The organism is Elioraea sp. (assembly GCF_022842375.1).
In the GTDB taxonomy this organism is placed as follows: Bacteria; Pseudomonadota; Alphaproteobacteria; order Acetobacterales; family Acetobacteraceae; genus Elioraea_A.
In genome coordinates this window covers 77,536-89,310 of sequence record NZ_JALHPR010000019.1, presented here as the reverse complement: position 1 = coordinate 89,310, position 11,775 = coordinate 77,536, and the positions used below count along the sequence as shown (strand labels likewise).

Annotated in this window: 12 protein-coding genes; 10 read left to right on the top strand and 2 right to left on the bottom strand. The window is 70.0% G+C overall.

Annotation, left to right across the window (positions count from 1 at the left end; genetic code table 11):
• Both Q0C38_RS15870 and Q0C38_RS15865 read left to right on the top strand, forming a co-directional pair.
• The coding region (locus Q0C38_RS15870) for a DNA translocase FtsK (RefSeq protein ID WP_291298089.1) at positions 1 to 1,579 on the top strand (1,579 nt) is incomplete at its 5' end.
• A 100-nt stretch (positions 1,580 to 1,679) separates the two neighbouring features.
• Positions 1,680 to 2,753 (top strand): methyl-accepting chemotaxis protein, encoded by a 1,074-nt coding sequence (locus Q0C38_RS15865; RefSeq protein WP_291298088.1) that lies wholly within the window; start codon positions 1,680 to 1,682, stop codon positions 2,751 to 2,753.
• A gap of 81 nt (positions 2,754 to 2,834) precedes the next feature.
• Here the strand turns inward: Q0C38_RS15865 and Q0C38_RS15860 are convergent, their stop codons facing one another.
• Positions 2,835 to 3,062 carry a hypothetical protein gene (locus tag Q0C38_RS15860; RefSeq protein ID WP_291298087.1) on the bottom strand — a complete coding sequence of 76 codons (228 nt, stop codon included), beginning with the start codon at positions 3,060 to 3,062 and terminating at the stop codon, positions 2,835 to 2,837.
• 129 nt (positions 3,063 to 3,191) lie between these two features.
• Here Q0C38_RS15860 and Q0C38_RS15855 point away from each other — a divergent pair, with 129 nt between their 5' ends.
• Positions 3,192 to 4,424 (top strand): multidrug effflux MFS transporter, encoded by a 1,233-nt coding sequence (locus Q0C38_RS15855; RefSeq protein ID WP_291298086.1) that lies wholly within the window; start codon positions 3,192 to 3,194, stop codon positions 4,422 to 4,424.
• Here Q0C38_RS15855 and Q0C38_RS15850 read toward each other — a convergent pair.
• Positions 4,409 to 5,932, bottom strand: a complete 1,524-nt coding sequence (locus Q0C38_RS15850) for a hypothetical protein (RefSeq protein ID WP_291298085.1) — start codon at positions 5,930 to 5,932, stop codon at positions 4,409 to 4,411. The genes Q0C38_RS15855 and Q0C38_RS15850 overlap by 16 nt on opposite strands.
• Before the next feature lie 227 nt (positions 5,933 to 6,159).
• On the opposite strand from Q0C38_RS15850, the gene Q0C38_RS15845 reads away from it, so the two are divergent.
• The 7 genes from Q0C38_RS15845 to Q0C38_RS15815 all read left to right on the top strand — a co-directional run bounded on the left by Q0C38_RS15845 (position 6,160) and on the right by Q0C38_RS15815 (position 11,775).
• Positions 6,160 to 6,834, top strand: a complete 675-nt coding sequence (locus tag Q0C38_RS15845) for an outer-membrane lipoprotein carrier protein LolA (protein WP_291298084.1) — start codon at positions 6,160 to 6,162, stop codon at positions 6,832 to 6,834.
• 160 nt (positions 6,835 to 6,994) lie between these two features.
• Positions 6,995 to 7,783 (top strand): gamma-glutamyl-gamma-aminobutyrate hydrolase family protein, encoded by a 789-nt coding sequence (locus Q0C38_RS15840; RefSeq protein ID WP_291298083.1) that lies wholly within the window; start codon positions 6,995 to 6,997, stop codon positions 7,781 to 7,783.
• Between the two features lie 420 nt (positions 7,784 to 8,203).
• A complete protein-coding gene (locus Q0C38_RS15835) occupies positions 8,204 to 9,031 on the top strand; it encodes an exodeoxyribonuclease III (protein WP_291298082.1) in 828 nt (275 codons plus the stop codon).
• Positions 9,032 to 9,134: 103 nt separating this feature from the next.
• Entirely contained in the window at positions 9,135 to 9,992 is an 858-nt protein-coding gene (locus Q0C38_RS15830) for an RNA methyltransferase (protein ID WP_291298081.1), read from the top strand.
• Between the two features lie 87 nt (positions 9,993 to 10,079).
• Complete coding sequence (locus Q0C38_RS15825) at positions 10,080 to 10,445, top strand: DUF6152 family protein (RefSeq protein WP_291298080.1); 366 nt, start codon at positions 10,080 to 10,082, stop codon at positions 10,443 to 10,445.
• 15 nt (positions 10,446 to 10,460) lie between these two features.
• Positions 10,461 to 10,952 (top strand): DUF6644 family protein, encoded by a 492-nt coding sequence (locus Q0C38_RS15820; RefSeq protein WP_291298079.1) that lies wholly within the window; start codon positions 10,461 to 10,463, stop codon positions 10,950 to 10,952.
• A 271-nt stretch (positions 10,953 to 11,223) separates the two neighbouring features.
• The gene (locus Q0C38_RS15815) at positions 11,224 to 11,775 is read left to right on the top strand and encodes a GNAT family N-acetyltransferase (RefSeq protein ID WP_291298078.1); all 552 of its coding nucleotides are present in this window, start codon (positions 11,224 to 11,226) and stop codon (positions 11,773 to 11,775) included.

Sequence of the window (11,775 nt, the reverse complement as noted above, 5' to 3'; positions counted from 1 at the left end):
GCGCCGTGCGGCAGGGGCCGGGCAGGGCGCCCTGCCGCTTGCCGGCGGCGGCTGGGCCCCGCCGCCGCTCACCCTGCTGGCCGAACCACCCGTGCACCGGCCGGGCCGGCCGAGCGAGGAGAGCCTCCAGGCCAACGCGCGGCTGCTCGAAGGCGTGCTGGCCGATTTCGGCGTGCAGGGAAAGATCACCGCGATCCGCCCCGGCCCCGTCGTCACGCTCTACGAGCTCGAGCCCGCGCCCGGCACGAAGTCATCCCGCGTCATCGGGCTGGCCGATGACATCGCGCGGTCAATGAGCGTGCTGTCGGTGCGCGTCGCGGTCGTTCCCGGCAAGAACGCCATCGGCATCGAGATGCCGAACTCGCGGCGCGAGACCGTGTGGCTCGCCGAGATGTTCTCCTCAGAGGCCTGGGTGCGCGCGCGCGGGCGGCTGAACCTGGCACTCGGCAAGGACATCTCCGGCGCACCCGAGATCGTCGACCTCGCCGCCATGCCGCATCTGCTGATCGCGGGCACCACCGGCTCGGGCAAGTCGGTCGCGATCAACACGATGATTCTCTCGCTCGTGATGCGCCTCTCCCCCGAGGAGTGCCGGCTCATCATGATCGACCCGAAGATGCTCGAGCTCTCGGTGTATGACCGGATCCCGCATCTGCTCGCCCCCGTCGTCACCGAACCCGCCAAGGCGGTCGGTGCGCTCAAATGGGCCGTGCGCGAGATGGAGCGCCGCTACCGGCTGATGAGCCAGCTCGGCGTGCGCAACGTGGGCGGCTACAACGCGCGCGTGGCAGAGGCGCGGGCGAAGGGAGAGACGATCCACCGCCGCGTGCAGACCGGTTTCGACCCCGAAACGGGCAAGCCGACCTACGAGGACCAGCCGCTCGCGCTCGACCCGCTGCCCTTCATCGTCATCGTCGTCGACGAGATGGCCGATCTGATGCTGGTGGCCGGCAAGGAGATCGAGGCGACCGTGCAGCGGCTCGCGCAGATGGCGCGCGCTGCCGGCATCCACATCCTGATGGCGACGCAGCGCCCCTCGGTCGACGTCATCACCGGCGTGATCAAGGCGAACTTCCCCACCCGCATCTCGTTCCGGGTGGTGAGCAAGGTCGACAGCCGCACCATCCTGAACGAGCAGGGCGCGGAACAGCTGCTCGGCCAGGGCGACATGCTGCGCATGGGCGATGGCGGCCGCATCGTGCGCGTGCACGGCCCCTTCGTGTCCGACAGCGAGGTCGAGCGCGTGGTCGCCCACCTCCGCAGCATGGGCGAGCCTGACTATGTCGAGGAGGTGACGGAGGCGGAGGCGACCATCGCCGACGCGGGTGCGGGAACGCCGACGCTCGGGCTCGACGGACCCATCGGCGACGAGGGCGACGAGACCTCGCTGTACGACCAGGCGGTGGCGCTGGTCGCGCGCGAGGGCAAGGCTTCGACCAGCTTCATCCAGCGTCACCTCCAGATCGGCTACAACCGCGCCGCACGCCTGATCGAGCGGATGGAGAAGGAGGGCGTGGTCGGCCCGCCGAACCATGTCGGCAAGCGGGAGATTCTCGTCAGGCGCACGAACGAGGATTGATCCGCGCCTGGGCGAGGTGCTGCGGCCGGCCTTAACCGTTCCGACATTGATATCCGTCAAGAAGCCCCGCGGATTTGGGCAGTTCAGCGGGGGCATCATGATGGCGACGAGTACGGCGCGTGTGCTTGGTTCCGAGGAGGATCACGTCGCGAGCCCGGAGAATGTCGTCATGCTCGCCGCGCGTGCGGAAACGACGGCGACGCGCAAGGCGGAGGAGATCCGCCGCATCACCGCGCAGACGCGCATGCTGGCGCTCAACGCGACGATCGAGGCGGCGCGGGCCGGTGATGCCGGCAAGGGGTTCGGCGTCGTGGCGGCCGAGGTGAAGACGGTCGCGACCGAGGTGCAGCGCCTCGCCACCGAGATGGACGCCGAGCTGCGCGCGACGCTCGTGGCGATGCAGCGACTCGGCATCCGCATGGCCGAGGAGGTCCGCGGCGGGCGGATGATCGACCTGGCGCTGAACGCGATCGAGATCATCGACCGCAACCTCTACGAACGCACCTGCGACGTGCGCTGGTGGGCGACCGACGCCGCCATCGTCGCCGCCGTCACGACGCCCGACGCCGCGACCTGCGCGCATGGGGCCGGGCGCCTCGGCATCATCCTCGGCGCCTACACCGTCTATCTCGACCTCTGGGTCGCCGATGCCGAGGGCCGCGTGATCGCCCATGGCAGGCCCGACCGGTACCGCGGCGTGCTCGGGCATGACGTGTCGCGCGCGCAGTGGTTCATCGACGCGAAAGCCACCGCCAGCGGCGATGACTACGCGGTGGCCGACATCGTCCGTGAGCCCGCGCTCGACGGCGCGGCGGTGGCGACCTACAGCGCCGCGATCCGCGAAGGCGGGTCGGCGCGGGGGCGCGTGCTTGGCGTCCTCGGCATCCATTTCGATTGGGAGCCGCAGGCCCAGGCAGTGGTCTCCGGCGTACGGCTGACCGAGGCGGAGCGTGGCCGCACCCGCGCGCTGCTGGCCGATGGCAAGGGCCGGGTGATCGGCGCGTCCGACCGCCAGGGGCTGCTGCAGGAGACCGTGCCGGCTGGCGTGATCAGTGGCGAGCATGGCACCCTGGTCGATGCCAGGGGCACGCTCTGGGCTTGGCATCGCACGCCCGGCTACGAGACCTATCGGGGCCTGGGCTGGTACGGCGTGATCACGCAGGCGCGGGCGTAGGGAAGCGCCCGACCTGCTGGATCCGGCTCCGGGGTCCGTCGGATCGGGCGGTGCTGCGGTCGGCACCGCGCCTGGCCCTCGTCAGCGCACCCGTGTGCCAAGGTCTGCGGCGCGACTGTCGGCCTTGCGGCGCAGCGCGGCGAAGAAGGCCGCACGATCCGCTCCCGTCAGCGCTCCTGCAATCGGTGCAGTCGAAAGCGGCGGCTGCTGATCCGCCGCGATCATCCCTGCAATCTGCCGCCCAGGCTTTGCCGCCTCCTGCCGCCAGGTGGCGGCGCGAAATGCGGCGAGGATCCGCTCGAACGCCATGTTGGAGCCTCCTGCCACCCACTCACCATGCCTGATCCTGACGATGCCTGGTTGATCGAGCGTTAACGTGAGGCTGTGTTGCACTGCGGCACGCTCGCCATCCGCGCGCGTGTCGGCGACACTGCGCCGATGGCCGATGCGCACGCACTTCCCTCCCTGCCCTCGCGCATCAGGCTCGTGCTCATCCTCGGCACGCTCACGGCGGTGGGCCCGCTCTCGATCGACATGTACCTGCCCGCCTTCCCTGCCATCGAGGCCGAGTTCGGCGGCAGCCCGGGCATCGCGCAGGCGACGCTCGCGGCGTTCTTCATCGGCATCGCGATCGGGCAGATGGCGCAGGGGCCGCTGGCCGACAGGCTCGGCCGGCGCCGGCCGCTGATCGCCGGCTCGCTGCTCTATACGCTGGCCACGATCGGCTGCGCGCTGGCGCCCGACGCAACGTCGTTCTCCGCCTTCCGCGCGCTCGCCGCCTTCGGTGGATCGGCGGGGATGGTGATCCCTCGCGCGGTGGTGCGCGACATCGCCGAGGGAACGGAAGCGGCGCGGATGATGAGCCGGCTGGTGCTCGTGATGGGGGCGGCCCCAATCCTCGCGCCATCGCTCGGCGGTCTCGCGCTCGTCGTCGGGAACTGGCGGATCATCTTCTGGCTGCTGGCCGTCTACGGCTTTGTCTGCGTGCTTCTCGTCTGGCGCGCGCTGCCCGAGACGCTGCCGCCGGGCCGCAGGCGGCGCGATACGCCCGCTGGCATCGTCATCACCTATGCCGCCATCCTGCGCGACCCGTCCTACCTCGCGCCCGCGCTGTCGGCCTGCGCCGGCTTCGGCGGTCTGTTCGCCTATATTGCCGGCTCGGCCGATGCGTTCATGCGGCTGGGCGGGCTCAGCACCGGTGCCTATGCCGCCCTGTTCGGCGCGAACGCGGCGTTCTTCATCGGTTTCGCGCAGGTCAATGCCTGGGCGCTTGGGCGGGCAAGTCCCGCACGCCTGCTCGGCTTCGGCGTGATCGGGCTCGGCCTGGCGTCGGCAGCGCTGCTCGTCGTCGGGCTGTCGGGCGTGGCGCATCCGCTCGCACTGGCCGCGCCGGTTGCGGCGGCGATGGCAGCGCTCGGCTTCATCGGGCCGAACGGCACCGCGCTCTCGCTCTCGCGCCAGGGCCATCGCGCGGGCAGCGCCTCGGCGCTGTCGGGGACGATGACGTTCGGGTTCGGCGCCGTCAGTGGAACGATCGTGGCACTCGCGGCTGACGGCACGGCACGGCCGATGGCAATGGCGATGGCGGCGTGGTCAGCCGTCGCGGTGCTGGCGGACCTGTGGCGGCGGCGGATCGCTGCGCGCGAACACGCCCATCAGAAGAAGACGTAGTCGTCGCCGGCAACGAGGCCGGTGACGCCCTTGAGGATGATCGCCTTGGCGGCATCGTTGGCGAAGGTGATCACCGTGTCGCCGAAGGCCTCGGCCACGCTCACGCCAGCACCCGTGCCATCGGCGGTATCGATGCGGATCTCGTCCACCGCGGCATCGAAGCCGGTGAGCGTATCGACGCCGTTCTCCGCATCCGTCGCATCGTAGGTGACGATGTCGCGGCCAGGCCCGAGGTCAGCGGTGTCGCCGCCCGCGGCGAACACGCCCTCGAAGATGATGCCGCGGACGAGGAAGTCATGTGGATCAGACCGCGTCGGGTCCGTGACCGCCGACAGCGCCACCGTGTCGAACACGAAGTCGCCCGCCCCGTCGATCACGATCTGGCTGAGGCCCGGCTTCGTCCTGGAATACTGGTCGCCGCTCAGCGAGGCGAAGCTGCCCGAGAACACCTCCACCCCCTCGTCGTACAGCGTGACGACGGCACCCTCGAAGCCAGCCGGGCCAAGCTGCTGGATCAGTTCGTTCTGGTAAAATAACGAAAGGTCGATTGTCACCTTCGACGCCTTTGTGCCAGCGAAATCCCCGCCGATGGTGACGCTGAACACGTCAGGCCCGTCGATCTCGAAGCTGCGGTCGTCGGTGCCGCGGATGCCCAAGCCGATCGCCGCGGGCGAGAGGAAGGTGGCGGGCACCGAGAGGTGCGAGGTGATGCGGCCATTGGCGGCGATGACAGCGCCATCGCCCTCCCAGTCGGCGATCACCGCGGCGGTGTTGGCGCCGCTGTCGTAGCCGTAGGCGAGGAGCGTGGCGAAGCTGCCGCTGTCGCCGCCGAGGTTCGTTTCGATGGTGGCATTGGCGCCGCCGACCACGACGAGCCCGCCCGCGCCGACGAAGCTCTCGCCCGCGCCGTAGCTCACCGCGTCATCGAAATCCGAGCCGGTGACGATGAACGTGTTCACCCATGTCGCGTCGTTCGAGGAGGTGGTGAGCGTGAGCACGAGGCCGCCGTCGAGGTCGCTCGCATCGATCTCGCCGCGCTTGGCGTTCAGCACCTCGACCTCGTAGGTGCGGCCCGAGGGCGTCTTGATCCCGTCGCCGAGCTTCAGGCGCACATCGACGAAGTTCTCGATCGTCACCTTCTCGACGAGATCGTCGGTCCGCAGCACAAGCTCCAGATTCTTGATCGCGTTCCAGTCGCTGTCCTCGAGCGCGATGACGAGCGCGTCGGGGCCGACGGAGAAGGTGTCGAGCACCGGCCCGGCGGTGAAGCTGGCGCCGCCGGAGGTGGTCAGCGCGCGGCCGGCGGTAGCGGCGGTGACGAGGGCGGCGGAGGGCCCGCCGGAGAGGTCGAAAAGGCTGCCGGTGCCGTTGACGAAGCCCTCGGGGCCGCCGTCGAACGCGGAGGTGCCGCCGAGCGATCCGCCGAACCCGCCATGGCCGGCGACGTCCCAGGCGTTGCGCGTGCCGCTGAAGCTGGCGGTGCGGGAGAACAGCACGTAGCTCGCCATGGGCGCCCTCTGGGGTGGGGATGAACGATGCCTGCACAACTACACGCGATCGCGTGGGCCTCTCAAGCGAATTACCCATCGTGTTGCGCAACCCTTGAGCGCAAACAAATCTCGTGGCGCCCGGTTTGCGAGCTCTCAAACGAATCAATTCCCCCTGAGATGGGCGCCGCCGCCCGCTCCGGCCGGCATGAGTGGGCGCCCCGCCGGCCCGCTGCTACACTCGCCCGATGCATCGTCGTGACAGCCTCGCCGTCGCCGGCGCCGCCCTGGCCGCCGCCCTCCTCCCGCCGTCGCCCGTCCTGGGCCAGCCAGTCCAGCGGCCTGCCGCGCGGCCAGCGCCAGCCGCGCTGACCGAGGCCGACAGGGCAGCGATCGCGCGGGCGGAGGCGACGCTTGCCGGGGTGCGCACGCTGAAGGCGCGCTTCCTGCAGGCCGATGCGCGTGGCGGCACGGCGCAGGGTACGGTCTGGATGCAGCGGCCCGGGCGGGCACGCTTCGCCTATGATCCGCCCTCGACCATCCTGGTCGTGTCCGACGGCACGATCGTCACCTTCTTCGACCGCGCCGTGAACCAGCAGAGCGCGCTGCCGCTCGGCGCCACGCCGCTCGGCACGCTGTTGGCCGAGCGTGTGCAGCTTGATGGCGGCGAGGGCCGCGTGACGGCGGTCGTACGCGGCGAGGGGTTGCTGCGCATCACCGTGGTGAAGCGGTCGAGCCCGGCCGAGGGCAGCCTGACGCTGACCTTCGCCGACACGCCGCTCGAGCTCAGGCAGTGGACGGTGGTGGATGCTCAGGGGCGCGAGGTGCGGGTGACGCTGTTCGAGATCGAGACGGGGGTCAGGATCGACCAGGCGCTGTTCCGTTTCGTCGCGCCCGATTTCGGTGTGCCGCAGCCGCGTTAGCAGTGCTGCTGCGATACGGGTGCATGCAGGGCACGCCTTTACGGCGCCGCAATCGAACATCAATACTGTTGGTCCATTGTGACCCAAGAAGCACAACGACGGCGCACCACACGGCGAAGCGACGACGAGGCAGCAACGACCCCGCGATGAAGCCATCTCGATGAAACCGCTGATCGGCATCTCCTGCTGCGTGAAGCCCTTCGGCACCTACGCGCGCCCGAACCACGCCGTGTCCGACACCTATGTCCGCGCGGTCGATCTCGTCGTCGGCGGCCTGCCTTGCCTGATCCCCGCGATGGGCGAGCGTGCCGATGTCGAGGGCTTCCTCGCCCGCCTCGATGGGCTGATCCTGACCGGCTCCCCGTCGAACGTGTTGCCCTCGCTCTATGGCGGCCCGCCGCACCCCGATGGCGTGCCGGAAGACCCCGCCCGCGATGCGGTGACGCTGCCGCTGATCCGCACCGCGATCGCGTGTGGCGTGCCCGTGCTCGCCATCTGCCGCGGCATGCAGGAGCTGAACGTGGCCCTCGGCGGCACGCTCGATCAGCGCATCCAGGACCTCCCCGGCCGGATGGACCATTCAACGCCGTCGGAACAGGGCTTCGCGCCGGTGCGCATCGCCAAGGCGCACACGGTGCGGCTTGCGCCGAACGCGGTGCTGGCCGGTATCGTCGGTGGCGAGACGCTGGCGGTGAACAGCCTGCACAACCAGGGCATCGCGCGTCTGGCCGCTGGCCTGGTGGTCGAGGCCTCGGCGCCCGACGGCACGATCGAGGCGGTGCGGGTTGCCGGCGCGCGCGGCTTCGCGCTCGGGGTGCAGTGGCATCCGGAATACGACTTCGAGACCGACAGCGCCTCGCGCGCGATCTTCGCTTCCTTCGCCGAGGCCGTGGCGCGCTACGCAGCCGCACGCGGGGGCGTGTCGACCCGCCGGATTGCCGCGGAATGATCGCGCCGAGATAGAGCGGCTCCATCCCAACTATCGCATTGGTGGACGGCCCGGTTCGCTGGGTCTGGACGCGTGCAGAGTTGTGCAGCCGCACCATTTCCGGGTTGCACTGCTTCGTCGTTCAAGTATCCTGTCAGTCATCGGCGTGATTAATCGCCGAAGTACCGCAAGGACCGGTTTCCCCTGCCGAACCTTGCGGGTTCCGTACGGAACAAGCGGCGCCCGGTTACCCCCCTAACCGGGCGCTTTCTTGTTGTCTTATTTCTGTAGTCGACGCGTCTCGCAAATAAGACACTTGTCTCAGTTCTGGACATCGTTCGACTGTCCGAACCATGCGCGTGGCTGCGATGCATCGATTTCCGCCGCCAGGTTGACGCCGCGGGATTTTGCCGACGCGCACGCGTGGTCTATGCAGGCGGCATGGCCAAACGTCCCCGCCCCTTCCGAATCGCCACCTGGAACATCAACTCGGTCAGGCTCCGCCTGCCACGGGTCGGCGACCTCGTCGCCGCCCTCGAGCCCGACGTGCTGTGTCTGCAGGAAACCAAGAGCCCGGATGAGTTCTTCCCGCTGGCCGACATCAAGCGACTCGGCTTCCGCCACGTGCTGATGCGCGGGATGAAGGGCTACAATGGCGTGGCCATCCTCTCGCGCCACCCGCTCGCCGCGGTGGACGGCGCGCCCGACTGGTGCAGCAAGGACGATTGCCGCCACATCGCCGCCGACATCGACCTCGCCGGCGGTCCGTTGCGCGTCCATAACTTCTACGTGCCGGCCGGTGGCGACATCCCCGATCCGGAGGCCAACCCGAAATTCCGCCACAAGCTCGACTTCGTGGCCGAGGCAACGACGTGGTTCGCGGCCGGCGCCGCAGACCGTGGTCGCAGCGTGCTGGTTGGTGACCTCAACATCGCACCACTCCCCGATGATGTCTGGAGCCACCGCCAGCTGCTCGATGTCGTCTCGCACACGCCGGTCGAGACCGAAGGGCTGCTGCGCTGGCAGGCGACTTCGGGCGGCTGGGTCGATGCCGCGCGCGCGATCGTTCCGGTGCCGGAGAAGCTCTACACGTGGTGGTCCTACCGCAACCGCGACTGGCGGCTGTCCGATCGCGGCCGGCGTCTCGACCATGTGTGGCTGACGCCCGACCTGCGCGGGGCGCTGAAGGACGCGACGGTGCTGAAGGATGCGCGCGACTGGCCCCAGGCGTCAGACCACGTGCCGGTGATGGCGGAGCTGATGCTGTAGGCCGGGCGCCGACACAGCGCGCCATCCTCACTCACCTGGCACTCCTCGTCTCTGCGTGACCCCCCTCCCCAAGCGGGTCGCGAGTGCGTAGGGTCCGTGCGCCATGGCACCGCGCCCGCCACCATCGAGCCCTGATCGCCCGACGCCCGACACGCCAGGCGGGGGCCGGCGCGAGTGGCGCGAGAGCAGGCCCGCGCCGCTCGTCCTCCGTGCCCAGCCGCGGGAGGAGCAGGACCCGCGCGACGTGCTGCGCATCGGTGGCATCCCCGCCGTCGCCGCGCTCTTTGCCCGCTCGCCACAGCGCGTCGAGCGGCTGTTCTACGAGGAGCGCCTCCGCGAGACGGCAGGGCCCTGGTGCAAGCTGCTGGCCGCCGCACGGAAGCCCTACCGCATGGTGCCCCGCGAGGAGCTCGATCGCGTCGCGGGCTCGAAGCTGCATGGCGGGATCCTCGCGATCGCCAGGCCCAAGGCGGTGCCGGCCTTCGACCCGGCAGCGGCGATCGCCAACGCCGCGAAGTGCCGGCTTCTGCTGGTGCTGGATGGCATCGGCAACGCCAATAACCTCGGCGCGATCGCGCGCAGCGCCGCCTTCCTTGGCCTCGACCGCCTGGTGATCTCGGCCGATCCACGCCAGGCAGCGCCGACGGATGCCGCCTATCGCGTCTCCGAAGGCGGGCTCGAGCACCTTCTCGTCGCCCGGGCGGCCGACCTGCCGGCAGCGCTCGCGGCGATCGCGCCGGCCTACCTCACCGTCGCCGCGGTTGCCGCCGGCGGCGTCGACCCCGCGACGCTGCCGCGTGACCGGCCTGTCGCTCTGGTGCTCGGCAACGAGGAGACGGGGCTGTCTGCGGCCACGGTCGCTGCGTGCGAGGCACGCGCGACCATCGCCGGCGGCGGTGCGCTCGACAGCCTCAACGTCTCGGTCGCTGCCGGGATCCTGATGCACAGCCTCCGCCGATGATCATGGTGCCGTGATCACGCATCCGCGCGCGCAGGTTCACGAACCGCCGGTGCCGCGCCATCTTCCCCGAAGCCGGAGGAGACACCCATGACCCATCGACGCGCCATCCTCGCCGCTCTGCTCGCCGGAGTGCCCGCCGCCGTCGTCACCACCCAGACGGCCGCCCATCACGGCTGGGGCAGCTATGACGCGCAGAGCCCGCAGACGCTGAAGGGCGTGATCGAGCGGGTCGTGTTCAGCAACCCGCACGCCACGGTGTGGCTCAAGACACCCGACAAGACGTGGGAGGTGGTCCTGGCACCCCCGTTCCGCATGACCAACCGGCAGCTCCCCGGCAGTGCCCTGGTGGTCGGCGAGGAGGTCGAGGTGATGGGTTATCCGCATCGCACGATCGCGACCGAGCTTCGCGCTGAGTGGATGAAGGTCGGTACGCAGGTCACGCAGCTGCGCTGAGCGGCCGGTCGGGCCATGGACGAGCACGCGCGCGAGGCAGCGCCCGTCGCCTGGGCCGCCTGGCTCGAGGCGAGCGGGCTTGGCGAGGCGGCGCGGAACAGCCTCTGGCTCTACCCTGTCGTGTCAATCGCGCATGTTCTCGGCCTTGCCGTGCTGGTCGGCGGCATCCTGGCGTTTGACCTGCGCGTGCTTGGTGTCGCACGCGGCATTCCTCTGGCCGAGGCAGGACGGCTGATCCTGCCGCTCGCCCGCGCCGGCTTCGCGGCGGCGGCCGCGTCCGGCGTGGTGATGCTGGCTGCGGATGCGACGCATGTCGTGGGCAACCCCGCCTTCCTGGTCAAGGCTGTGCTGCTGCTGCTTGCCGGCGCCAACGTCGCGCTGTTCCACGTGATCGCGCAGGCCGATCTCGCCTCCCCCGTGGGTGGGCTCGCGCGCGCCTCGGCGGCCTGTTCCGCCGTGCTCTGGCTCTCCGTGGCGGCGTCTGGGCGGGCGATCGCCTACTTCTGACACGTGTCAGCGTGGCGATGTCCGGTTGGACTTTGGCCCTGCCGCTCCCTCGCGCCATCGGTGCGATGACGATTCTCCCATTGCGCCCTGCATCCGCGCGGGGGGTGCGTGCGTAGTCGTTATTGCGCGCCTGGCTGGCGCCACACCGGGGGTGAGGACCATGGCAAACGACAATGTTGCGTCCACAGAGAGTGCGTCATATTTCGGTGCAAGTGTCGCACATCACGCGGTGACGGCTTGCTTTCCGCGTGTCGTCGCGTCAGGTGAAGCCATGGCCGTCGATATTCTTTTCGAGGTCCGCCCGCCTGCCGCTGGGGAATCCGAGGCGCTTGCCGCGATCCTCGCGGCGATGGAGCGGCACTACGACACCGCCGTGACCGACGACGAGGCGGCGGCGGCTACCGCCCGCCTGCTCGGCGGTCATGCGCCGGCACGCTGCCTCGTCGCCCTTGCGGCTGGTCCCTCGCCCAGACCCAGGTTCATCGGCATCACGCTGTTCGCCCCGCTGTTCCCCGGCACCAGGTTCCGCGACGTCATGTACCTCAAGGACCTGTTCGTGCTGCCCGAGGCCCGCGGCGCCGGCGTGGCCCGCACCCTGGTCGCCGGCGTGGCGCAGGCGGCGATCGATGCCGGCTGCGAGCGGCTGGAATGGGTGACCGACCGTGGCAACGCGCTCGCCCGCGCCGCCTATCGCGCCCTCGGGGCGACGGAAGGTGACCGCATCACCTATCGCATCGGCGCGCAGGGGCTCGCGCGGCTCGCCGCGACGGGCCATGCCGAGGCGCGCCGACCGCGCCCCGCACGCTGCAAGCCCGAGGAATGA

Excerpts from the sequence above, each read along its gene's own strand:
- Q0C38_RS15820 (WP_291298079.1), top strand. The coding sequence starts at position 10,461 with ATGGACGAGCACGCGCGCGAGGCAGCGCCCGTCGCCTGGGCCGCCTGG.
- Q0C38_RS15835 (WP_291298082.1), top strand. The coding sequence starts at position 8,204 with ATGGCCAAACGTCCCCGCCCCTTCCGAATCGCCACCTGGAACATCAAC.
- Q0C38_RS15815 (WP_291298078.1), top strand. The coding sequence starts at position 11,224 with ATGGCCGTCGATATTCTTTTCGAGGTCCGCCCGCCTGCCGCTGGGGAA.
- Q0C38_RS15850 (WP_291298085.1), bottom strand. The coding sequence starts at position 5,932 with ATGGCGAGCTACGTGCTGTTCTCCCGCACCGCCAGCTTCAGCGGCACG.
- Q0C38_RS15865 (WP_291298088.1), top strand. The coding sequence starts at position 1,680 with ATGGCGACGAGTACGGCGCGTGTGCTTGGTTCCGAGGAGGATCACGTC.
- Q0C38_RS15825 (WP_291298080.1), top strand. The coding sequence starts at position 10,080 with ATGACCCATCGACGCGCCATCCTCGCCGCTCTGCTCGCCGGAGTGCCC.
- Q0C38_RS15855 (WP_291298086.1), top strand. The coding sequence starts at position 3,192 with ATGGCCGATGCGCACGCACTTCCCTCCCTGCCCTCGCGCATCAGGCTC.
- Q0C38_RS15840 (WP_291298083.1), top strand. The coding sequence starts at position 6,995 with ATGAAACCGCTGATCGGCATCTCCTGCTGCGTGAAGCCCTTCGGCACC.
- Q0C38_RS15860 (WP_291298087.1), bottom strand. The coding sequence starts at position 3,062 with ATGGCGTTCGAGCGGATCCTCGCCGCATTTCGCGCCGCCACCTGGCGG.
- Q0C38_RS15845 (WP_291298084.1), top strand. The coding sequence starts at position 6,160 with ATGCATCGTCGTGACAGCCTCGCCGTCGCCGGCGCCGCCCTGGCCGCC.
- Q0C38_RS15830 (WP_291298081.1), top strand. The coding sequence starts at position 9,135 with ATGGCACCGCGCCCGCCACCATCGAGCCCTGATCGCCCGACGCCCGAC.